This window comes from Sorangium sp. So ce693 (assembly GCF_051521375.1).
GTDB lineage: Bacteria > Myxococcota_A > Polyangia > Polyangiales > Polyangiaceae > Sorangium > Sorangium atrum.
Genome location: NZ_CP150347.1, coordinates 12,939,808 through 12,962,639, shown reverse-complemented (window position 1 = coordinate 12,962,639; position 22,832 = coordinate 12,939,808). Strand labels below are relative to the sequence as shown.

Sequence of the window (22,832 nt, the reverse complement as noted above, 5' to 3'; positions counted from 1 at the left end):
CTACCCGCTCGGCTCGCCCCGCCGCGCCACCGCCCGCGCGTAGAGCTCGCGCCGCGGTAGCCCGAGCTCCACCGACAGCTCCTCGGCGATGTGCTTGGCCCGCCTCCCCTGGGCGAGCTCCCGATCGATGCGCGCGTCGAGCTCCTCGTCGCTCGGGCGCGCGCCCTCCGCGGCCGGCGCCGCGGGAGCGAGCACGAGCGTGATCTCCCCGAGCCACTCCCGCTCGATCGCCGCGAGCTCCTCCACGCTGCCGCTCAGGATCTCCTCGTGCACCTTCGTCAGCTCGCGCGCGACGACGGCGCGCCGCCCGGGCATCCGCTCGGCGAGGTCGGCGAGCGTCTCGCGGAAGCGCCGCGGCGACTCGAACAGCACCACCGCCTCCGGCGTCGACGTGACGAGGGCCAGCGCCTCGCGCCGCTCGCGCCCGCCGCGGGGCAGGAACCCGACGAAGCGGAAGCCCCCCGTCACCAGCCCCGACGCGCTCACCGCCACCATCACCGCGCTCGGCCCGGGGATCGCCACGACGCGCGCCCCGGCCTCCGTGGCCGCGCGCACGAGCGCCGTCCCCGGATCGCTCACGACCGGCGTGCCTGCGTCGGTCATGAAGGCGATCGACTCGCCCGCCGCGAGCCGCGCGGCCGCGCGCGCCGCGTCGGCCTCGGAGGCGTGCGCGTCGAACCGGTCGACCGGCTTGCCCGAGACGCCGAGGTGGCCGAGGAGCGCCCGGGCCCGCCGCGTGTCCTCCGCGAGGATGCGGTCCGCCCCGCGCAGCGTCTCGACCGCGCGCAGCGTGATGTCGCCGAGGTTGCCGATCGGCGTCGCCACCACGTAGAGGCACCCGCGGTCGCTCGACCCGCCTTGCTCGCCGCTCGACAAGGCCTAGTCCATCTCGACGGCGTCGCCGAGCTCCTCCTGGAGGTACGTCCGCAGCTTGGACTGGAGCCGCGCCTCGAGCTGGCGCACGCGCTCGCGCGAGATGCCGAACTCGTTGCCGAGCTCCTGGAGCGTGAGCGGATCCTCGGCGGCCATGCGCTTGTCGAAGATGATCACGTCCTTGCCCTTCAGCGTCTCGCGGAACTTCGAGAGCCGATCGTGGACGAGCCTGCCCATCTCGCTCGCCTCGAACGCGGTGTCCGGGCTCGCCCCCGACGACACGAGCAGCTCGACGCGCGGGATCGTCCGGCCCTCGAGATCGCCGACCGGGGCGTCGAGCGAGGCCTCGCCGCTCGAGAGGCGGCGGTCCATGTCGACGACCTCCTTCTCCTCGACCGACAGGCGCTTCGCGATCTCCGCCGCCGTGGGCTCGATACCCATCGCCGAGAGCTTCGCCTTCTCCTTGTTGAGGTTGAAGAAGAGCTTCCGCTGCGCCTGCGTCGTGCCGAGCTTCACGAGGCGCCAGTTGTTGAGGATGAAGCGGAGGATGTACGCGCGGATCCACCAGGCCGCGTACGAGGAGAGCTTCACGCCGCGGTACGGATCGTAGCGCTTCACGGCCTGCATCAGGCCGATGTTCCCCTCCTGGATGAGGTCCATGATGTTCTTGTAGGCGCGCCGGTACTCGTACGCGAGCTTGACCACGAGCCGCAGGTTCGCCGTCACGAGCCGCGCGGCGGTCGCGACGTCCTGCGTCTTCGTGTACTTGATCGTCAGCTCTTTCTCCTCGTCCGGCGTGAGCAGCGCGTGGCGCTGCACCTCGCGCAGGTAGGCCTGCAGCGGGTCCGTGCGCGACAGCGCGACGTCGCCGCCGCCGCGGCCCTCGCCGCCGCTCGCCCTCGCGGAGCGCGGGAGCTCGATGTCGTTCACGTCGAGGCTCGCGTCGTCGATCACCTCGCCGACGACCTCCACGACGTCGCCCTCCTCGACGTCGCCCGTCCTCGCGGCGCCGCTCTCGGGCGCGCCGTCCGCCTCGTCGTCATCCTCGCGCGGGCCCTCGTCGTCGCTCGCCGCAGGCTGCGCTTCGACACGCGCGCGCCCGCCGTCCTTCGCGGAGGAGCGCGCGCGGCGCTTCGCTGCGGGCCGGGGGCCCGCCTCCGAGTCGGGCCGGAGGTCCGCGCCTTCCTCCTCCGCTCCGGCCTGGAGCCCCGCCTTCGCCACTCCGTCGGGCTGGGGCGCTCCGGTCCCCTTCGTTCGCTTCGTTCGCGGCTCGCTCTTGCTCTTCGCCACCAGGACCTCGTCCTCGAAGTTCTAGTACAGGCCCGCCGCACCGCGCCACCTGCGCCGGCGCGCAGGCGCTTCGCGATCCGGAGGCTACCCGCTCCGAGATCCGCAGGTAAGGAAGACAGCGCGCGGGATCGGAGAACGTGCTACACGCCAGCCTCCTCCACGTGGACTCGCACCGCCCGCCGCGCCCGCGCTCGCTGCGCCCCTGGTACCTGGTGGCCACCATGCTGCTCACCTGGCTCATCGGCGTGCGCGGCTTCATGGCCGGGTGCGGGACGGCCATGTACCTGCGCGCCGGCATGGCCCCCGACGTCATGGCCGTGGCCGAGCAAGCGCGCGACCAGGGGGATCCGTTCCAGTTCACGTTCCTCGTGCTCGAAGCCGCGCAGGCGCGCGCGCTGAGCCTGTACCAGGACGTCTCCTTCCCCCTCAGCATCGCGAAGCTGCTCCTCGGCGGGCTGCTCGTCGTCGCGAGCGGCCTGGCGCTCGGCGGGCGGCCCGGCACGCGCGGCTTCGTCCTCCAGGTCCTCGCCGCCAACCTGGCCTTCGCCGCGGTCGAGTACGCCCTCACCCGGGGCGTCCGCGGCGCCTGGATCGACATGGTGGCGCAGGCGGGGGCGCTCCTCCCGCCGGACATCCCCGAGCGCGCGGGCCTCACGAACGCCGGCCTCTGGTGGACCGCCGAGCGGGTGCGCTTCGTGTTCTTCGAGCTGGCCGTCCTCGGCGCCGCCGCGCTGGCCCTGACGCGGGAGCGCACCAAGATGTACTTCCAGGCGGTCGCCCGGACGGTCGATCCCAGCGACGAGCCATGAGCACCGCGGAGAGGATCGCCGGCGCGGATCCTCGATCGACGCTCACGCAGGCCGAGGGGCGGAGGGTCGCCATCCTCCCGGACGACCTCGCCAACCAGATCGCGGCGGGCGAGGTGGTCGAGCGGCCGGCGAGCGTCGTGAAGGAGCTCGTCGAGAACGCGCTCGACGCGGGCGCGCGCCGCATCCGCGTCGACATCGAGGGGGGCGGCGTCGGCCTGGTGCGCGTCGCGGACGACGGGCGCGGGATGAGCCGCGAGGACGCCTCGCTCGCGGTGCTCCGCCACGCCACGAGCAAGATCGCCCGGCTCGACGACCTGCGCAGCATCCAGAGCTTCGGCTTCCGCGGCGAGGCGCTCCCGAGCATCGCCTCGGTGAGCCGCTTCTCGCTGCGGACGCGGCGCGACGGCGAGGCCGAGGGGACGGAGATCCGGATCGAGGGCGGCGGCGCGGCGCAGGCCATCCCCTGCGGGTGCGCCGCCGGCACCGTCGTCGAGGTGCGCGATCTCTTCTACAACGTCCCCGCGCGCCGCAAGTTCCTGCGCGCCGTCGGCACCGAGTCGGCGCACGTGTCCGAGATCGCGCAGGCGGTCGCGCTCGGCGAGCCGGGCGTGACGCTGGTCCTCTCGCGCGACGGGCGCGTCGCGCGGGAGTGGCTGCGCACCTCGAGCCGCGCGGAGCGGGCGCGCATGATGCTGGCGGGCGAGGAGCTCGCGACGTGCGCTGGCCAGCGGGGGCCGCTCACGGTCGAGGCGTTCGTGTCGCGGCCGGAGCGCGCCCGCTCGGGCGCCAGCTGGCTGTGGATGTTCGTGAACGGCCGGCACGTGCGCGACCGCTCGCTGGCCCGCTCGATCGCGCTCGCCTACGGCAGCGTCCTCGAGCCGGGCCGGTACCCCATCGGCGCTGTGTTCATCGACCTGCCCGCCGAGCTCGTGGACGTGAACGTCCACCCCCAGAAGGCCGAGGTCCGCTTCGCCGACGGCCGCGCCGTCGCCGACGCGCTTTACAAGATCGTCGCCGCGCAGGTGGCCGCGGCGTTCGGCCTGCCCGCGCCGGCCCCCGGCGGCTTCCAGGGCCGCAAGGGCAAGCTCTTCGAGGACGCGGCCGCACCGCCCGGAGACGCCTGGGTCTGGTCGGGTGGCCCCGCGGCGGAGGCGCCCGCGGCAGGCCCATCGACGCCCGCGGCGGGTGCGTCGATCGAGCGGCAGGGGCCGCCGGACGATCCGTGGGGCCTCGGCGGCGACCTCGGCGGGATCCCGCCGGCACGTCCTCACGCTGCGCCAGCCGGGCCAGCGCCGACGCAGCTCGGGGCGTGGGCCGACGTCGCGGCGCTCGGTCTACCGGCACCGGCGCACGGCGGGCCAGGCGAGCCGTCCGCGCCCGCGCCGGGGTCGCCGCCCGTCCCCTACCCGACCGGCAGCGGCCCGGTGCTCGCCGCGGCCGAGCGCGTGGTCGCCTGGCGGTCGCTGCGCTTCCTCGCCCAGGTGCGCAACACCTTCTTCGTGTGCGAGGGGCCGGACGGCATCTACTTCCTCGATCAGCACGCGGCGGCGGAGCGCGTGACGTTCCACCGCCTGCGCGCGTCGTACGACGGGCGCGACGTCGCCACGCAGAAGCTGCTCTTCCCGGTGATCGTCCAGGCGGCGCCCGCGGAGGTGTCGCTCGTCGAGGAGGCGCAGGAGGCGATCGCGCGGCTCGGGCTCGACGTGCGCCCGGCGGGCGCGGCGCAGCTCGCGGTGCACGCGGTGCCGACGCTGCTCCGCCGCGCGGCGCCCGAGCGCCTCGTGCGCGACCTCGTCGACGAGCTGAGCCACTCGGGCGAGCGCGCCTTCTCGGGCGCGGTGGATCTCGCGCTCGCGACGATGGCCTGCCACGGCTCGCTGCGCGCGGGCGACCCGGTGGCGCCGGAGGAGGCGCGGGCCCTGCTCGCGGCGCTCGACGAGGTCGACTTCGCCGGCCACTGCCCGCACGGTCGGCCCATCGTGATGCGCGTCGGCTGGCCGGAGCTGGAGCACCGCGTGGGGCGGCGGTGAGCGAGGCGGCGCTCGAGCTCGCCCCGGACGCAGCCGCGGCCGCCGCGCCGCCGTCGTGGGAGACGATCGCGCCGCCCGCGCCGGGTGAGCTGCTCGTCGTGGTCGGCCCGACGGCGAGCGGCAAGACCGAGCTCGCCATCCGGCTCGCGGAGCGGTTCGGCGGCGAGGTGGTGAGCGCCGACAGCGTGCAGATCTACCGGGAGTTCGATCTCGGCTCCGGGAAGCCGACGCCCGCCGAGCGGGCGCGCGCGGCGCACCACCTGGTCGACGCGGTCGATCCGCTGCAGGCGATCGACGCCCAGCGCTTCGCGGAGCTCGCGGAGGCGGCGATCGACGACATCCGCGGCCGCGGCCGGGTCCCCGTCGTCTGCGGCGGCACGTTCCTCTGGGTGAAGGCGCTCGTCCTCGGCCTCTCGCCCGCGCCGCCCGCCGATCCCGAGGTGCGCGCGCGGCACCGCGCGATCGCCGACGCCGAGGGGCGCGCCGCGCTCCACGCGCGCCTCGCCGCCGTGGATCCGGAGAGCGCGGCCCGCCTCGCGCCCAACGACCTCGTGCGCGTCAGCCGGGCGCTGGAGATCTACGAGCGCTCGGGCCGGACGCAGAGCGCGTGGCACGCGGAGCACGGCTTCCGGGAGCGCCGGCACGCCGCGCGCCTGCTCGCGGTGCACCGCGACCGCGCCGAGCTCGACCGCCGCATCGAGGCCCGGGTCGCCGCGTGGCTGGAGCAGGGCTGGGTGGAGGAGGTCCGCTCGCTCCTCGCCCGCGGCTACGGCGACGCGCGGGCGATGGGCTCCGTCGGCTACCGGCAGGTGCGGGAGCACCTGGAGGGGCGCCTGCCGGCCGACGAGCTCGCGCCGGCCATCGTGCGCGCCACACGCACCTTCGTGCGCCGGCAGCGCACGTGGTTGAGGGACGAGGCGGTCGCGCACGTCGCGCTGCTGTGATCCATAAACCACAACAATTACAATAATTTACACCAGAACCAACCGCCGGCGAGGCGCCGGGGCGCCGCTCATGCGCGCTCTTCGCCGGTCCCGCCGCTCCCGCGGCGCCGGCCCGCTCCGGCCATGGGAATGCGCCACCGGACCTCGCCGTCGCAGCGCGGGCAGGCCGCGGTGGACGGCCGCGCCTCCTGGGCGAACGCGACGCGCCCGCAGTGCGAGCAGACGGTCATGTGGCGCTGATAGAGGTCCGGGCTCGAGAGGATCGCCGCGGCGAAGAGGCTGAGCACGACGTCGCTCAGGAAGTCGCCCTCGCGCGGCGCCGGCAGCCAGCCAGATCGATCGCCCACCACGGCCCAGCGGACGCGCGCGCTGTACAGCGCTGCGCGGAGAAACTTGCCCTCGGGGTCCGGCGCCACGAAGTCGACAAGCGTGCTCCCCACGCGCCGGCGCGCGCGCGCGGTGAGCGCCGCGATCGCCTCGGGCCGCTCGTCCAGCTCGCGGAGCGCCACGGTCTCCGCGCCCGGCTCGCGCACAGCGCGCGGCGGCATCATCCACCCCGGAGCGATCACGTGCTCGTCGAGCCACGCCCTGAGCTCGTGGGGCTCCCAGGGGCGGGTCGTCACCTGCATGAACAGGAGCGCCCCGGCCAGGCTCGGGCTCGCGAGCATGCGCCCGCGCAGGGCGACGAACGATCGGGCCCTCCCGGCATCGGCGCGCGCGCTCCACCCGAGCCTCCTGCTTCGGCTCGCGAGGTCCGTCGGCGCGGCGCCGGCCATTGGGATCTTCAGGGAATTGCTCATGAGTTCCATGGGGTCTTCCGCTCCGCAGCGCGCCGCGGGGAGCGGCCGGCGAACCGGCGATGTGCGGCGCGGTAAGCGCCCGGCGTGCCAGCCGCCGCGGAGGCCTGGATCTCACCGCGCGCGCGGGCGGCGCGCGCAGATACGGCATGTTCGCGCGCGCCGGCGGCGCCGCTGAGGCCTCGAAACCGCCGTCCGGCGAGCGCGGTTGCGGGGTCCAAGCCTCAGGGGGCCGCCAGCCCGTCATCGACACCGCCGCTCGCGGCGCTTCACGGGCTCACCGCAAGGCGCGGGCGCGCGCGCCGGCGCGCGGCGCGAAGCTCGGGGCCGACAGCCTCGCTCGAACGACGTCGAACCCCAGAGGGCGAGGGGGCGGAGCCCTTCTCGCCTTTTTACGTCCATGCTAACCGCATCTCTCCTTCGGCCAGGAACGGTTCGAGAGAGCTCACCACGGAGCACGGCGCCACCTGCTCCACGCGACGAAAGGACGACCATGACGCGAGAGTCGAGTGACGTGCTGGCGATCCAGAATGTGGTCGTCCGGATTGCCCACCACATCGACAAGCGGCGCTGGACCGAGCTCCGCGGCCTCTATGCCGACGTCGTTGTGGCCGATTTCACGTCCGTCTTCGGGGGCGAGCCGCAGGAGCAGAAGACGGACGATCTTCTGGCGGGCTGGAGCAAGTTTCACGACGCCATCGACGCGTCACAACATTTCCTCGGCCCCCTCGATATCGAGGTGAAGGGAGAGCACGCCTCCGTGGAGTGCCATGTCCGCGCCCACCATCGGTTCGCGCGCGCGCCGGGCGGCGAGGACTGGCTCGTCGCGGGCCACTACCGCTATGAGCTCGCCAGGCACGCGGGCGGCTGGAAGGTCTCCAGGGTCAGGTTCGAGATATCGTACCAGACCGGCAACACGAACATGTTCGAGGAAGCGCTCAGGTAAAGCCGCCGCGTGTCACCGCGGGTGGGACGGCGAGATCGCCAGGCCGAGCGCGTGCGCCGCGCGCAGCGCCGCGACGCGGAGGTGGCCGTCCGGCAGGCGCTCTCGCCCCGCGACGAGCTCGATCAGCGGCACCCACGAGAGCCGCCGAGCGGCACCGGACCCCGGCGCGAGGTCGGGCGCGGCGGCCCCCGAGGCGGGCGCCCCGGCCGAGGCAGGCGCCGCTGTGACGACGAAGGCGAGCGGCTGCACAAGCTCCGGGGTCAGCCCTGCCGAAGGGCGGTAGGCACCTCCGAGCTCGACGGCCGCCTCCACCCGAACGCCGTACTCGACCTGCAGCCGCTCGCGTACGAACGCCTCGGCGGCCGCCAGCGCGCTCACGCTCCGCGGCAGCCGCCACGCCGGCGCGACCAGGATGCCGCTGTTGCCAGAGAAGCTCTGGGCGGCCGGCAGATCGTGATCGTCCACGCCGAGCACGACCTCCCCCGACGGCGCCCGCGCGAGCAGCGCCGTCGAGACCGTGAGCACCCCGAGCGGCCGAGGCACCACGTACTCCAGCTCTCGCGCGGCCACCACGCCGCCGTCCGCGGTCAGCTCCTCGAAGCGCGCCCGCCGCACCTCGAGGAACCCCGCGCTGGCGCCCGCGTCCACCCGCGAGAACCGCCGGCGGCTCGGGCGCCCGAGCAGCGCGGCGAGCGACGTCGGCTGCACGGCGGCCACCCCGCCGTCGTCGCCGGCCCCGGCACCGCCAGCATCGCCCGCGCCGCGCCGACCCGCACCGGCCGCCGGGAGCGGGATCTCGTCGCCGATCCACGGCCCGAACGGGAGGCCGAAGCGCGCCAGGAGGTCGTAGACGTTCAGCTCGAGCCGCGCGTCGGGCAGGCCGCCGACCTGCGCGGCGCGGAGGAGCTGGCGCGCCTCGACGGCGCGGATGCGCCCCGAGGTGCCGAATCCCGACACGTTCTCCGAGGGCGCGTTCACGAACGTGGGCTCGACCTCCACCAGCATCGAGCGCACCTCTTCGAGGATGCCGCCCGGCGACGGGTAGTACGTCGTGCCCGGGATCATGCGCTGGATCGCCGCCGCGCGCACCCCGGCCGCCCGCTCCAGCGCGTGCTCGACCGTGTGCCCGACAGGGAACTCGGTCTGCACGACCGCGATCGGCTCGGCCAGATAGTCGGCCGGCCCGCTGCCGTCGAGCGGAGGCGTCTCCTCGCGGCAGGCGCGCGCGATCGGCCGCGGATAGCTCGTCCGCGCGAGCACATACGCCGTCTCGCCCGCGAAGAAGAACGGCACGATGTCCAGCGTGGGGTGCGGCCGCGCCGCCAGGTCGAACACCTGCCCTGTCGCCCGATCCTGGTGGTGCTCGATCCGCAAGAACTGCTGAGAGCTCTCCGCGGGCGCGAGCCGGAACGCGACGCCTTGACCGGCCTTCACCTTCTCTCCGACGATCAGGTAGTTGGTGGGCGGATAAGGCAGTCGGGCGCCCGTGGTGTCCCGGAGCTCGAAGCGACCGACGAACCGGTTCCGCACGATCCAGGGGTTGCGCAGCGGCGTCGACGACAGCACGCGCAGGCCGAGGCGGGCGAAGAGCGCCTCGAACTGCGCTTGTGAGAAATAGGTATACTCCTCCTTGACCTCGGCTTCCCAGTCGGCGCGGTAATCCTTCCTCAACACGAACTCGACAGCATGCTTGTGGGCGAGCCGGTACCGACGCCACCCCATGCGCGGCGGTGGGAGCTCGCCGGAGGGCTCGCGCGCGACGCGCGCCAGCGGGAACCCCGGCTCCGGCGAGAGCGAGCGAAACTCGCCCGCGAACCGCTCGAGCAGCGCCGCCGTCGAGGCGCTGCGGGGGTCACGGCCGTCGTCGCCGTCCTCGGCGGGCACGTCCAGAAACACCGTCCCCGGCCCGGGATCGACGAAGTCCCTCACCACGAGCACCCCACCCGGCGCGAGCTGCTCCACCTGCGCCGCCAGCGCATCGGCGGCGTTCGCGTGGCGGTAACCGCCGTACGAGGTGACGTGGTGGAGCACCGACGAGTCGAAGATCCCGTCGAGGCTCTCGGGCGGGAATACCGTCCTGGCGATGTCGCCCAGCTGAAAGCCCAGGTTCGGCTGCTGATGAGCGCGGCGCGCGAGCTCGACGACCGTCGGATCGATGTCGACGCCGATCACCTCGAGGCGCGGGTAGAGCTGGGCCAGCGCGGCGCTGCCCTGCCCCGAGCCCATGCCCATGTCGGCGACGCGGCCCTCGCACAGGAGGTGCGCCGCCGTGAGCGCGACCTTCTGGCGCATCGACGCGTCCATCGCGGACAGGTACCGCGCGTACGCGGACAGGTCGTCTCGCCGCTGATCTGCCTCGTACCCCGCCGGCGCGCGCGTCGTCATGGTGACCAGTGTACGCCGGGCGCGGGACGAGGGTCGACGGCGGCGTGCGCCCGAGAGAGCGCAGGCGCCCGGGCGCGCGCGACGCGGGAGTCGCGGGGAAAACCGGAGCGCGCGCGCCGGGAAGCGGCGCGCCGGCCGCCTCAGCTGGCCGAGAGGCCCGGGAGCGGCGACTTGGACCGCAGGTTCGGATCGCCGAAGCCCGCGAAGTCCGTGACGCCCATCGCGTCACACAGGCTGAGCAGCACGCGCTCGTGCCGCTCGCCGCTCTTGATGTAGCGGCCGCCAGGGGCCGTCTTCAGATAGCCGCCTTCGCCGCTGGCCAGGACGAACTTCATCTCGTTCTGGTTGTGGTTCGGCGAGTCGCCCATGTCGCGGCACCACGCGATCAGCGTGTTGTCGAAGAGCGTCCCGGAGCCGTCGGCCTCCGGGATCGCCTTCAGCTTGTTGATGAGGTCGACGAACCGCTGCGACAGCCACTTCTCGAGCTTGATCAGGTCGAGGTGCGCCGGCGCCCCGGTGTGGATCATGGCGCCGTGCTCGTCGCCCTTCAGCCCGATGTCCTGGAGATCGACGTTCATGGCCTGATCCGAGCCCCACTGGATCGCGCCGACGCGGGTGATGTCGCACGCGAACGCGCCGACGAGGAGATCCATGTGGAGCAGGTTGGCCTGGAGCGGGTTGGCCGGATCGGTGGCGGGCTTCGTCGGCACGCTGCAGCCGCCGGTCTGGCCGGACGAGGCGTTGGACAGCCGCTCCTCGATCTGCCGGATCGAATCGATGTGCAGCTCCAGCTTGTACTTCTGCTCGGAGCCGAGGTTCCCCTCGAGCGCCTTGATCTCGTTCTTGAGGTGATCGAGGACGCTCTTGCGACGGCGCAAGAGGTCGTCGGAGGAGGTGTTCGACGGGATCGCCGAGCCGAACAGGGTGGAATAGGCGGACGTCGGAGAGGCGATGCCCGGCAGGTTGTCCTTGCGATAATACGGCGATCTCCCGCCGTTCACCGTGCTCTCGGCCCCGAGCAAGAGCGAGGGGATCTGCGTCTTCGTGCCGGCGGCGATCAGCTTGTCCGCGATGAACTGGTCGACGGAGATCAGCTTGGCGGGGTCGCTGAAGCCGAGCCCCGTCAGGGCGTCGGGCGCGCCGTGGTTGTTCCCCGGATTCCCGCTGGGGAGGCCGTCCACGAGCACGACGTGCTGCTTCACGTCGGCGAGCGGCGACGTCGACTCGCTGAACGTGGGGGTCTCGCCGGAGACGCTCGTGGGCTTCCAGATCGATGGCGCGGTCCCCATCGTACAGAACAAAAGGAGCCGCTTGGGCTTCCGCCCGGGCGCCGCCTCGGCGATGGAGTCGAGGAAGGGGGTGAACAAGAAGCCGGCGCCGACGCTGGCCCCCAGCCCCTTGAGGAAATCTCTACGACGATGGCTGCGCATGAACGACCCTTTCACGCTACCGATCCCGCGCCAACGGAGCTCGCCGCGACAGGTGCGTGGGGGCGCACCTGTCGCGGCGAGCGGCCTCGCGTCCTCGGTGTCAGGTCGCGGCGATGCCCGGGAGCGGCGACTTGCTGCCCAGAGCCGGATCCCCGAAGCCAGAGAAGTCCGTGACGCCCATCGCGTCGCACAGGCTGAGCAGCACGCGCTCGTGCCGCTCGCCGCTCTTGATGAAACGGCCGCCAGGGGCCGTCTTCAGATAGCCGCCGTTGCCGCTCGCCAGGACGAACTTCATCTCGTTCTGGGTGTGGTTCGGCGCGTCGCCCATGTCGCGGCACCAGGCGACCAGCGTGTTGTCGAGGAGCGTCCCGGAGCCGTCGGCCTCGGGCGTCGCCTTCAGCTTCTTGATGACGCCGACGAACTGCTGGTGCAGCCACTTCTCGAGCTTGATCAGGTCGAGGTGCGCGGGGGCGCCGGTGTGGATCATGCCGTTATGCTCCTCACCGGCGAGGCCGATCTCGCTCAGGTTCGCGTTCATCATCTGATCCGAGCCCCACTGGATCGCCGCGACGCGGGTGATATCGCACGCGAACGCGCCGACGATGATATCCAGATGAAGCTGGTTGGCCTTCAGGCCATTGGTCATGTCGCCGTTCGGCGATGCCGGGACGGAGCAGGCGCCCGTCCCTCCTCCTCCGCCTCCCGGGGTCATCGTGTTCGAGAGCCGCTGCTCGAGCTGGCGGATCGACTCGAGGTGCAGATCCAGCTTGTACTGCTGCTCCTTCCCCAGGTTTCCCTTGAGCGACGTGAGCTCTTTCGTGAGGTTGTCGAGGACGCTCTTGCGCCGCTTCAGCAGGGCCTCGGCGGCGCCGTTGTCGTTGCTGCCTTGGTTGTTGGACGGCGTGAAGCCCGTGAACACGGTCGAGTAGGCGGACGTGGGGGAGGCGATCGGCGACAGGTTGGTCCCCTTGTAGAACCCCGTCTTGCCACCCTCGACGGCGGCGCCGAGCAGGAGCGAGGGGATGGGCGTCGACAGCCCGCTGCCCTTCAGCTTCTCGACGATGTACTGGTCGACCGAGATCAGCCCGTAGGGGCCGTTGCTGTAATAGCCCATCCCGGTGAGGCCGTCGGCGGACCCGTGGTTGTTGCTGGGGCTCCCGCTGGGGAGGCCGTCCAGCATCACGATGTGCTCCTTCACCTCCTCGAGCGGCGAGGTGGACTCGCTGAACGTGGGGGTCTCGCCGGAGACGCTCTTGGGCTTCCAGATCGAGGGGGCCGTCCCCATCGTGAAGAAGATCAGGAGCCGCTTCGGCTTCTTCCCGGGAGCCGCGTTGGCGATGGAATCATAGAAGGGAGAGAACAGAAGGCTGGCCCCCAGGCTGGCCCCGACACCCTTGAGAAACTTCCTACGACTGTGGCTGCGCATGACCGATCCTTTCACTCGCTACCGATCTGTTCTTGGGTTGCAGCCGTGGGGTCACGGACCTTGAACTCTGCGGGTGAAGTGCGGCGCGCGCGTCAGCGCGAGCCACACGCTCTTGAGACGGAACTCGTCCTTCGCGGCGTCCTCCTGGACCTCCTCGTACGTGCATCCGTCCTGCTCCCAGGTGCCGCCGAACGCGTAGTACGACCAGTAACGGACCATGCACGCCTTGACGTCCTCGCTCGCCGCGAGGTAGTCGGCCAGCTCGGCCACGCCGTTGAAATTGAAATCTTCGCCGCTGGGCGGCTCGACGACCGTGCCGGTCACGTCGACGGGGATCCCGCTCTCGTCATTCCGCCACCGACCGAACGTGTCGTAGTGCTCGAAGCCGACGCCGATCTTGTCGGTGAACTTGTGGCAGCCCGCGCAATACTCGGCCTTCGTGTGCTGCTCGACCATCTCGCGCGTGGTCGCCGGGGTCCCCAGGGGCTTGACGTTCGGATCCACGCCGGGCGGCGGGGGATCGAGCGGCTGGCAGAGGAGGCGCGTGCGGACCATCTTGCCGCGCTGGGTCGGCGAGGACAGCTTCGCGCTGCCATGCCCCGTCAGGAAGCTGCCGTGGGCCAGGATGCCCCCGTCGCGCTGCCCTGGGGTGAGCGTCACCTTCGTCAGCTCGGTGCCCCCGGCGCCGCTGATGCCGTAGTGCGTACCCAGGCTGGCGTTGATGAACGTGTAGTCCGCCTGCAGGAGGTTGGCGAACGTGCCGTTCTGGTTGAACGCGGTGTCCACGACGAGCGCCTGCGTCTCGGCCATCATGTCCTTGCGCAGGGCGTCCGTGAGATCGAAGATCGTGTTGTCCTTCACCGCGGTGACGAGGCGGTTCAGCTGGAGCCAGCCGCGCATGAACCGCATCATCTCCTTCTCGGCGAGCGGCCTGGTCGCCGAGTCCTCCAGCAGGCGCAGCGCGTGCTGCGCGATCTGCTCGCTGGTCAGGTTGGCGCCCTGGGCGGCGGCCGCGTCGGCGGCCTGCAGCAGGGCCTCGTCCGGCATGGTCCCGGTCAGCAAGTACGAGAGGTTGCTCGCGATCTCGTGCGGGGTGAGCTCGTAGATACCCGAGCCGTTCGCATCGGTCCCGATCTCGTGGCGGTAGAGGAAGTACGGCGACTGGAGCATGGCGCCCACGACCACCTTGGCGCCGTCCTCGAACGACTTCTCCGCCCCGAACAGCGCGTCGTAGGACGCGACGCGCTCGTCCGTGAGCTTGTCGCGGAACGCGCGGCGGCCGAAGTCGCGGATGAACTCGGTCCGGCAGCTCGCATCCATGGTCCTGCACGAGGCCGTGGTGATGCTGGAGAGCTTGTTCGTCACCGCCCAGTCGGCGGTCGTCTCGGCCCAATCCATGATCTGCTGGGCCGTCAGGTCGCGAATCACCAGCGCGTTCGCGTCGGCCGTGAACCCGAGCACCTGCGGATCATTGAAGATGCTCGGGAGGGCGACGCTCTGGTCCTTGAAGAGATCGCGGACAGTGGCCTCGAATTGATCCACCGTCAGGCGACGCACCACGCGCGGGCCCGGGGTGCTCTTGTCCGCGACCTCGCAGTGCGACACATCCGGGATCTCCGTGGGCATGTCCGGCGGATCGCCGATCGGCGGGCCGCCGGCGTCGCCGCCGCTGCTGCTGCTGCCGCTGCCGCTGCCGTTGCCGCTGCTACTGGTCTCGGAGGGCGTCCCGTCGGGATTGCCGAGGTTGCCCAAGCAACCGAGCGGGCCGGCGAGGAGAAGCGCCACTGCGGAGTAGCGGCGACACGCTTTCGCCGAAACTAAGCTATTAAGCGTGCTCATCATTGCTTGAGAAAAGCTGATGTCTCTCATGTTGTCAAGCCCCGATCAAGCGGTGTCGCCCCGATAATCCATGCGCATACCCGCGCGCTTCAATGGCCTGTCACCGAATCGTCCGCGTCATGTGCGTTGTTTGAGTTGATTGAGTCGCCGCGTTCGAATCGTTTTCAGCGTCGTTTTCAGCGTCTTTGCCCTGCCCGCTCGCCCGCATGCGTCATGGTGGGCCCTTGGTGGCTCTCCCCGGAGCGAGGTCGAGTTCGACGCTCCGCGTCGAGCCGATTCACGGTGTCACCCGCCACGCCAGGGAGCTCGACCTCCCACCGGATCCGAGGTCGAACCGGAGCCGCTGGATCGCCAGGCGCGTTTCGACCTCAGGGCTCTGGGCGAGCCGCTGGGCAAGGCCTTCGTCGTCCATGAGCGTCGAGAAGCGATCCACAAGAAGCGGTTAAGCAACCCTCGTGCCGAGTGTTCTCGCGGGGTTACCTGGCGTCGCCGTGCCCGGTTTCTGGATTTTTTCGAAGATTGCGAGGGGTGGACGCCGAGGGGTCCAGGAAGGGCGATCCACCGCTTCCGCGATCCATCCGTGCGCCGCTGCAACCGGCCCCCCCAGGGCCAGCCGCGTCAGCCCTTGGACCAGGCGCTGATCGAGCGATAGCTCGCGACGGACTCCTCGATGACCTCCAGGGCGCGGTTCCTGTCGTACATCGTATCTACCTCTGCGAGCTTGTTCTCGAGCGTCTTGTAGTCGATGAAGAACCGCATGAGCTCCTTGGTCACGTGCGGCGGGAGCTCCTCGTGGGTCAGGTAATGGGCCACGGAGGGGTCGTCGACGGCGACCGCGATGATCTTGTCGTCGACGCCCTTGTCGTCGCGCATGAAGAAGCCGCCGATGGCGCGCGCCCTCACGATCGTGAGCGGCACGACCGGCTCCTGCATGATGACGAGGACGTCGAGCGGGTCGCCGTCGCCGGCGTGCGTCTGGGGGATGAAGCCGTAATTGGCCGGGTAGTGCACGGACGAGTAGAGCACGCGATCGAGCATCAAGAGCCCGGTCTTCTTGTCGAGCTCATACTTGCACTTCGATCCTTTCGGGATCTCGATCACCACGGGGAAGAAGTCGTGTCGGCTGTCGGGGAGCAAGATGTCGTGGAGCGGATGGGTCATTGAACCGTCCTGGGCTTTCGCCCCCGCCCGGGAGGCGGGCGAGGGGCGCAGAGGATACCAGGAGTTCGATTCGGTGAGACCGGGGTCAAGACACCCCCGCATTCCCGCTCTGGAACGAGGGGAGCCACACCGCCGAGGCCCTGCAGGCGCGGGCCGGCGGGGCGCGGGGGCGCAAGACCGACGTTGGCGAGCATGGGCAAGGGCGGTCGCTCGTGCGATGAGCTAGCGCGGAGCCGCCGGCGGCAGACTCGCCGGCGGGCCTCCGGACCCCTGTTGCGCTCCCCATGAGACCGTTCCCCACACACGCCCCAGCCACGCGACCGGAGCGAGCGCCCGCGCTGCGACGCAAGGCTCCCTGTGCGCTGGCGGTCCTCGCGCTGGCCGCGGCCCTCGGCGGCCCCCCCGCGGCAGCGGCGCGCGCGCCGGACGCGCCTTCGCCCGCTCCGCCCTCGCCCGTCGCGAGCGCGCAGGCCGGGGCGCCCCCCGACGACAGCGCCTCCGCGGCCGCCGCCCCGCCGGCCGCGGGCCGACCCGTGGTCTCGCCGGTGAAGCGCCCGGACGAGCGCGGCGCCCGCGAGGCCTCGCAGCGCGCTTGCTCCTTCACGCTGCCGGTCTGCGTGCACGCGCCCGCGGACGTCCCCGGCGCCGCCCTCCTCGAGAGCCTCGCCCACCTGGAGGCCGCGATGCGGGCCTACGACGCGCTCGGTCTGCCGCGCCCGCTCCCCGATGGCGCGCGGGGCGGCGGCCCAGCGTACGATCTCTACCTGGAGCGCGGCCCGCGCCGCGGCCCGATGCGCGTGGGGTACGACCCGCGGGCGCTCGGGGAGCGGTTCGACGCCGCGAGCGCGTTCGCCATCATCGCAGCGCCGGAGCGCGGCGGGTGCGCGAGCGCGTCCGACGCGGCCTACGCGCTCGCGCACGCCATCGCCATGCGCCTCGACGCAGGGGCGGAGCAGGGCGCGATCGCGATGACGGCGAGCTACCTCGCCGCCATCGCGGCGCCCTGCGCGGCCGAGGAGCTCGCCGCGGTCGACGCCTTCCAGCGCGCGCCCGAGCGGGCGCTCACCGGCGCGGCGCTCGGCGCGCTCGACGGCGGCCTGCTCTTTCCGTGGTACCTCGACGACGCGTACGGCACCGGGGCGCCCGCGCAGATCGCCACGTCGCTGCTCGCCATCGGGGCGCAGGCCACGCCCGCGGGGGCGGCGCGCTTCGATGCCGAGCCCGACACCTTCGATGCGCTCCGGGCGTCCCTCCGATCCCGCGGCGAGGACCTCGACGACCTGCTCCTCGAGTTCGCCGTCGCGCGAGCGTTCCTCGGCAGCCGCAGCGACGGCGCGCACCTCTCCGACGCCGAGCGCTTCGGCGATTTCGGCCGGGTTCGCTTCGAGTGGTCGCTGCCCTACGCCACGCTCCCGCGGCGGGTCGCGCCCCTGCGCCCGATCGAGCCGACCGGCGCGACCTATCTCTGGCTCGATCTCTCGGCCGAGAACGCGGCCGCTCGGCCGGACCTCAAGACGGCGGAGATCACCTTCGTGGCCGACTGGGAGCTGCCCGCGCTGTTCCGCTGGGCGATCGTGAAGGTCGACAAGCAGGGCGCCGAGGCCGGCCGCGTCGACGTGGCCGGCGTCTTCGGAAGCAGCCGCGCGCAGCGCACGGTGGTGGGGCTCGACGGGCTCTCCGGGCTGCTCATCGTGGGCGTCAACGCGGGGAGCATGATCCGGAGCCTCCCGTTCGATCCCGACGACGCGCCGTTCATGCCGCACGCGTACACCGTCTGGCTCTCCAGGTAGGCGCCGCGCCGGCCGGCGCTCCCGCCAGCGCTCCCGCCGGGCGCCGGCCGGCGGCGCGCTCGCCGCAGCCTGCGAGGGCGGCCGCCCGACGCGTCATGCCCTCGCCTCGTCTCCTTTCGCGATCAGGTGCCGCGCGAACCACTCGCCGGCGAGCCGGGCGACCGCCGCGAGCGCGCCCGGCTCCTCGAACAGGTGCGTCGCGGAAGGCACGACGGCGAGGCGGCGCGGGCCCGCGAGGTCGTCGAGGGCGGCCTGGTTCAGCGCCAGCACCTCGGTGTCCGCGCTGCCCACGATGAGCAGCGTCGGCGCGCGCACCATCGCCAGGGCCGGGCCCGCGAGGTCGGGCCTGCCGCCGCGCGACACAACGGCGCCCACGACGCGCGGCCGCGCCGCCGCGGCGATGAGCGCGGCCGCCGCGCCGGTGCTCGCGCCGAAGTAGCCGACCGCGAGGTGACGGAGCTCGGGGCGCGCGAGCGCCCAGTCCGTCACCCCGATCAGCCGCCGCGCGAGCAGATCGACGTCGAAGCGGAGGCGGGCGCCCCGGCGATCTTCCGCCTCCTCCTCGTCGGTGAGCAGGTCGAAGAGCAGCGTGGCCAGCCTCCACCGCCAGAGCGCCTCCGCGACCGAGCGGTTGCGAGGGCTCCTCCGGCTGCTGCCGCTGCCGTGCGCGAAGATCACGAGGCCGCCCGCCCTCTCCGGGATCGCGAGATCCCCGGGCAGCGCCGCCGCCCCCGCCTCGACGAAGAGGGGCCGCTCCGCCCCTTCCGCCCTCGGGACCTCGCGCTGCGCCTCGGCGAGCAGCGCGGAGACGGCGTCGTCCGACGTCTGCGAGAAGTCCTCGTAGTAGGCGCCGATCGCCTGGAGGCCCGGGTCCTCCTCGATGCAAGCGATGGCGTCGACCTCGCGGCGGAGCGACGACAGGCTCGACGGCGCGGCGACGGGCGCGGCGAGCACGAGCCGCCTCGGCGAGCGCTTGCGCAGATCGCGCAGCGCGGCCCGCACGGTGCCGCCGGTCGCGATGCCGTCGTCCACGACGATCACCGTCCGCCCCTCGACGCGCGGCATCGGCCTGTCGCCCCGGTACCGGCGCACCCCGCGCTCCACCTCGGCGGCCTGCTGCTCCGCGATCTCGGCGAGCTCCGCCTCGGAGATCCCCAGCACCGCGACGAGGCCCCGATCGATGTACACCTCGCCCCCCTCGGCGATCGCGCCCACGCCGAGCTCCGGCTGCCCGGGCGCGCCGAGCTTGCGCACGATCCACACATCGAGCGGCGCGCCCAGCGCGCGCGCCACCTCGTAGCCCACCTCGACGCCGCCGCGCGGCAGGGCGAGCACGAGCGGCGCCTCGCTCCTGTACCCCGAGAGCAGCTGCGCGAGCCGGCGCCCGGCGTCCCTGCGATCCTCGAACAGCTTCGCTCGCCCCATCGCCCCCTCCCCTCACGTCCGCTCCTGCGACCCCTTCAAGACCGGTGCCGCAGGCGCGCGCAGCGCGGGCTTGGCCGCGCCGCGGCGAGGGGTGGGGGTCGACCGCGGCGCGGGCTCGGCCGCGCCCGTCAGCGCTCCATCAACCGAACAGGCTCCACTCGTCCTCGATGAGCGAGAGCGCGTTGATCAGCTCGACCGCGAGCTCGCGCTCGAGCCACTCGTCGATGCGCTGGCCCGCGGCGATCGCGCTGAAGCCCGCGCGCGGGATGCGCTTCGCGAGGTGCGAGAGGCACGAGCCGGTCCGATCGAGGCGCGCGACCCAGTCGGTGTCGCGATAGGCATATCTGGCCTGGTGGAACAGCGAGTCGCTGAGCGCCGAGATCCTGTCGCGGACGACGTCGGCGGGCTCGGCGCGGGACGCGATCGCCTCGCGCACCTCGCCGATGGCGCGCAGCACGAGGCCGACCGGCGCGCCGGGATGGAACGAGGTGCGCTTCGGTGAGAACGTCAGCCCGTCGAGCGCGAGGAAGTACCAGGCCTGCGGCGAGGACACGCGATAGAGGTATGCGGCGTTGCAGGCGTCGGCCGCCCTCATCGCGATCTGCCAGGCGCCTTGCTCGTCGACGCCGTCCTGCTCCGCGGGCATCCCGTCGATGCGCCCGATCTCGGCGCCGCTGACGAGCGGGTCGGCCCACGCCATGACCAGGACCGAGGTCGCGCACGACCAGCTGCACAGGAGGCGTGCGCTCGCCTCGGCGGACACGCGCCCGTTCGGCGCGATCCAGACGAAGCGCCCCTCCTTGAGATCGGCGCGGTACTCGTGGAGCGCGGCGCCGTGGCCCTCGAGCTGCTGGAAGAGCTCCTCACCCCGCGCCGCCCAGCGCTGGGCGAGGACCTCCTCGGCGCTCTCGGACGGCGTGTCGTCCCAGTCGAGCTCAGGCGGCCGGGGCGGCGAGAGCTCCGCGTCGTCCGCTCCGCTCTTCGCCTTCGCGTTCCGGGGCCGCCGCTTCGGAGGCGCGGCGCTGGCCTTCTCGCCGGCGCGCGCTCTCGGGGGCCGCCCCTTCGGCGCCGCCGGTCGCTCGGCCGCGGCGCGCTTCTCCGGCGTCGCCGGTCGCTTCGCGACGGCGGTCTCCGCGAGCGAGGTCGCGGCCTTCGCCTTCCTGGGCCTGGCTCGCGAGCTCGCGGGCGCCCGCTCCTGCCTGTCGCGCAGCGCGGCCGGCGGGCCCGCCTTCGCGCCCGCGCGCTCGCCCGCCTTGCCCTGACGCCGCGCGCGCGCGGATCCGCTCGATGCCTTGACGGTGCGCCTGGGTTCGGCCGATGTCCCTCGACCGCGCGGTTTGGGCATTGCGACAGGCTATCACGAGCTCGAAGCGCAATATCGATGGAGGCGAGGCGCCCGAGAAGCAAACATGGCGCTCCGAGCGCCAGCTCACTCGGAGCGCAGGGCCGGGAGCCCGGAGCGCGAGCGCGCGCGGCAGGCGGCGACGCGCGTGTCGCGCGTGTCGCGCGTGTTCAGGTCGTGTTCGGTCGTGTTCAGTTCGCTTCGCCGAGGGCGCGCCGAACTACCTTCTTGAATTTCGCGAGCGGCTGGGCTCCGCTGACCAGGTAACCGTTGATCACGAACCCGGGAGTCCCGGTGATGCCGGCGCTCCGCGCGGCCTGCGCGTCGGCCTCGACGGCGGCGCGATGGGTGTGCTCGTCGAGCGCCTTCGCGAAGCGCGCCGCGTCGAGCCCGAGGCTCGCGGCGTGCTGCTCCAGGGCCGCGCGGTCGAGGTTCGAGGCGTCGTGGGCCTTGAAGAGCAGGTCGTGCATCTTCCAGAAGCCGGCCGGCCCCTTCTGCGCGAGCGCTTCCATGGCCGCCTCGGCGGCCAGCTGCGCCTCCGGGTGGAAGGGGAGCGGCAGGTGGCGGTAGACCACGCGGACCTTGCCCGGGAACGCCTTGATGAGCTCATCCATCGTGGCGGCGGCGCGCGCGCAAAAAGGGCACTGGAAGTCGGAGAACTCCTGGATGACCACCTTGCCCGCGGCCGCGCCCTTGCTGGGGTGGCCCTTGGGCACCGGCGGCAGGGACACCTTCGGCGGCGGCGCCGGCGGGACCGCCTGCTTCTGGATGGCCTCGTAGACCTTCGCGCGCGGCGTCCCCGCCACGACCATCGCCTCCGCCTTGGCGATCTCCTCGTCGATGATCGCCTGGAACTTCTCGATCGGCTGCGCGCCGACGAGGCTGCGGCCGTTGATGAAGAAGTACGGGGTCCCCTGGGCGCCGAGATCGTCGGCGAGATCCACGTCGGCCTCGATCTTGGCGGCGTGCTTGTGCGAGGCGACGGCGCGCTTCACCGCGGCGACGTTCAGCCGGAGGTCCGCGGCGACGGCCTCGAGGGCGGCGTCGTCGAGGGCGGCCTCGCCGGCGAGCAGGCGATCGTTGGCCTGCCAGAAGGCGTCGTTCCCCTTCTGGGCGCGGGCCTCGCGCGCGAGCTCTGCAGCGGGCTCGGCCCGGGGGTGGAACGGGAGCGGGTTGTCCTTCCAGACGACGCGCAGCTTGTCGCCGTACTGCGCCCTGAGCTTCTCGACCGTCGGCGTGACCCGCCTGCAGAACGGACACTGATAGTCGCTGAACAGCACCATCGTGACGAGCGCCGTATCCGCGCCGCGCACGGGCGAGTCCCCGATGGGCACGAGGTGCACAACGCCGCCGTCGCCTTCCTCTTCGGCGTCGTCGGGCTCCTCCGCAGGAGGGGCGAAGTTCTTCTTCGCGAGCGCCGCGTAGATCCGCTCCGGCGGCGTCCCCTCGGCGCGGAGCGCCTGCGCCGCGGCGAGCTGCGCGTCGATGATCTCGGCGAACCGCTCCGCCGGCTGCGCGCCGACGAGGAGGACGCCGTTGATGAACGACGCCGGCGTGCCGTTCACGCCGAGCCGCCCGGCGAGCGCCATGTCGGCGTCGACCTTCTGCGCCGCCCCGCTCTGCTGGACGAGCTGCTGGATCTGGCCGGGGGTCACCCCGGCCCGCCGGAGCGCGGTGGCCTCGAGCTCCGCCGAGAGCCGCTCGTCGGCCGTGAAGATGGCGTCATGGAACGCCCAGAAGGCCTTGGGACCAGCGTGCGCGAACACCGCCATCGCGGCCTCGGCCGTCGGCCGGGCCTGCTTGTGGAAGGCGAGCGGGAAGTTCTTCCACACGATCCGCAGCCGCTCCGAGCCGTACCGCTGCTCGATCTGCCCGAGCGTGCGGCCCAGATGCTTGCAGAAGGGGCACTCGAAATCGGAGAACACGACGATCGTCACGGGCGCGAGCCGGCTGCCGCGCGCCGGATCCGCGCGGGTCACAGGCACCGGACCGGGGTCGCCGTCCGCGACCATCACGTCATCGAGCGCGGCTCCCGGATCGGCGGCTGGGCCCGGCTGCCGCGCAGGGGCGCCGCTGGTCTTCACCTGCGAGGCGTCCGGAGAGGGCGGCGGCAGCGCGGAGCTGCAAGCCAGGGCGAACAGCAATGAGAGCCAGGCGACGGCGGCGATGGCGCGGCGGGACATCGCGCGAGTGTACTCCGGTTCCGTGATGACGCCTTCGCCGCGCGGGCGTCGCTGTGCCCAGCGCGGAACGCCTCGCCGCGTCGCCAGGCGCGATTGACGCCCTCGCCGCCTTCGGCCATGACGGGCGCGGCGCGCCGCTCTGCCGCGCCAGGAGAGCGCACC

Annotated in this window: 16 protein-coding genes; 5 read left to right on the top strand and 11 right to left on the bottom strand. The window is 72.5% G+C overall.

The window, feature by feature from the left end; genetic code table 11:
• Both rsmI and WMF14_RS48460 read right to left on the bottom strand, forming a co-directional pair.
• Positions 1–876 (bottom strand): 16S rRNA (cytidine(1402)-2'-O)-methyltransferase, encoded by an 876-nt coding sequence (gene rsmI / locus WMF14_RS48465; RefSeq protein ID WP_437797721.1) that lies wholly within the window; start codon positions 874–876, stop codon positions 1–3.
• Between the two features lie 3 nt (positions 877–879).
• Complete coding sequence (locus WMF14_RS48460; protein WP_272096792.1) at positions 880–2,163, bottom strand: RNA polymerase factor sigma-32; 1,284 nt, start codon at positions 2,161–2,163, stop codon at positions 880–882.
• 137 nt (positions 2,164–2,300) lie between these two features.
• Here WMF14_RS48460 and WMF14_RS48455 point away from each other — a divergent pair, with 137 nt between their 5' ends.
• From WMF14_RS48455 to miaA, 3 genes are all read left to right on the top strand, one after another.
• A complete protein-coding gene (locus WMF14_RS48455; RefSeq protein ID WP_437797719.1) occupies positions 2,301–2,972 on the top strand; it encodes a hypothetical protein in 672 nt (223 codons plus the stop codon).
• Positions 2,969–5,002 carry a DNA mismatch repair endonuclease MutL gene (gene mutL, locus WMF14_RS48450; RefSeq protein ID WP_437797717.1) on the top strand — a complete coding sequence of 678 codons (2,034 nt, stop codon included), beginning with the start codon at positions 2,969–2,971 and terminating at the stop codon, positions 5,000–5,002. Before WMF14_RS48455 ends, mutL begins: the two co-directional genes overlap by 4 nt.
• 89 nt (positions 5,003–5,091) lie before the next feature.
• Positions 5,092–5,946 (top strand): tRNA (adenosine(37)-N6)-dimethylallyltransferase MiaA, encoded by an 855-nt coding sequence (miaA, locus tag WMF14_RS48445; RefSeq protein ID WP_437804432.1) that lies wholly within the window; start codon positions 5,092–5,094, stop codon positions 5,944–5,946.
• A gap of 68 nt (positions 5,947–6,014) precedes the next feature.
• Here the strand turns inward: miaA and WMF14_RS48440 are convergent, their stop codons facing one another.
• Complete coding sequence (locus WMF14_RS48440) at positions 6,015–6,746, bottom strand: hypothetical protein (RefSeq protein ID WP_437797715.1); 732 nt, start codon at positions 6,744–6,746, stop codon at positions 6,015–6,017.
• A gap of 490 nt (positions 6,747–7,236) precedes the next feature.
• Here WMF14_RS48440 and WMF14_RS48435 point away from each other — a divergent pair, with 490 nt between their 5' ends.
• Positions 7,237–7,689 carry a nuclear transport factor 2 family protein gene (locus WMF14_RS48435; RefSeq protein WP_437797713.1) on the top strand — a complete coding sequence of 151 codons (453 nt, stop codon included), beginning with the start codon at positions 7,237–7,239 and terminating at the stop codon, positions 7,687–7,689.
• A gap of 12 nt (positions 7,690–7,701) precedes the next feature.
• On the opposite strand, the gene WMF14_RS48430 is transcribed toward WMF14_RS48435, so the two are convergent.
• The 5 genes from WMF14_RS48430 to WMF14_RS48410 all read right to left on the bottom strand — a co-directional run bounded on the left by WMF14_RS48430 (position 7,702) and on the right by WMF14_RS48410 (position 15,930).
• A complete protein-coding gene (locus tag WMF14_RS48430) occupies positions 7,702–10,074 on the bottom strand; it encodes a methyltransferase domain-containing protein (RefSeq protein ID WP_437797711.1) in 2,373 nt (790 codons plus the stop codon).
• 140 nt (positions 10,075–10,214) lie between these two features.
• Positions 10,215–11,504: a DUF1552 domain-containing protein gene (locus WMF14_RS48425; protein WP_437797709.1), complete on the bottom strand. Its 1,290-nt coding sequence runs from the start codon at positions 11,502–11,504 to the stop codon at positions 10,215–10,217.
• A gap of 100 nt (positions 11,505–11,604) precedes the next feature.
• Positions 11,605–12,930 (bottom strand): DUF1552 domain-containing protein, encoded by a 1,326-nt coding sequence (locus tag WMF14_RS48420; RefSeq protein ID WP_437797707.1) that lies wholly within the window; start codon positions 12,928–12,930, stop codon positions 11,605–11,607.
• 51 nt (positions 12,931–12,981) lie between these two features.
• The gene (locus WMF14_RS48415) at positions 12,982–14,715 is read right to left on the bottom strand and encodes a DUF1592 domain-containing protein (RefSeq protein ID WP_272096780.1); all 1,734 of its coding nucleotides are present in this window, start codon (positions 14,713–14,715) and stop codon (positions 12,982–12,984) included.
• A 672-nt stretch (positions 14,716–15,387) separates the two neighbouring features.
• Positions 15,388–15,930, bottom strand: coding sequence for an inorganic diphosphatase (locus WMF14_RS48410; protein ID WP_272096779.1), 543 nt, complete (start codon positions 15,928–15,930; stop codon positions 15,388–15,390).
• A gap of 284 nt (positions 15,931–16,214) precedes the next feature.
• Between WMF14_RS48410 and WMF14_RS48405 the strand changes: the two genes are divergently transcribed.
• Positions 16,215–17,720: a hypothetical protein gene (locus WMF14_RS48405; protein ID WP_437797705.1), complete on the top strand. Its 1,506-nt coding sequence runs from the start codon at positions 16,215–16,217 to the stop codon at positions 17,718–17,720.
• A gap of 93 nt (positions 17,721–17,813) precedes the next feature.
• Here WMF14_RS48405 and WMF14_RS48400 read toward each other — a convergent pair whose 3' ends face one another.
• From WMF14_RS48400 to WMF14_RS48390, 3 genes are all read right to left on the bottom strand, one after another.
• Positions 17,814–19,145 (bottom strand): phosphoribosyltransferase family protein, encoded by a 1,332-nt coding sequence (locus WMF14_RS48400; protein ID WP_437797703.1) that lies wholly within the window; start codon positions 19,143–19,145, stop codon positions 17,814–17,816.
• Between the two features lie 139 nt (positions 19,146–19,284).
• Positions 19,285–20,490, bottom strand: a complete 1,206-nt coding sequence (locus WMF14_RS48395; RefSeq protein ID WP_437797701.1) for a hypothetical protein — start codon at positions 20,488–20,490, stop codon at positions 19,285–19,287.
• Between the two features lie 188 nt (positions 20,491–20,678).
• A complete protein-coding gene (locus WMF14_RS48390; RefSeq protein ID WP_437797699.1) occupies positions 20,679–22,670 on the bottom strand; it encodes a DsbA family protein in 1,992 nt (663 codons plus the stop codon).
• Positions 22,671–22,832: the final 162 nt, after the last annotated feature.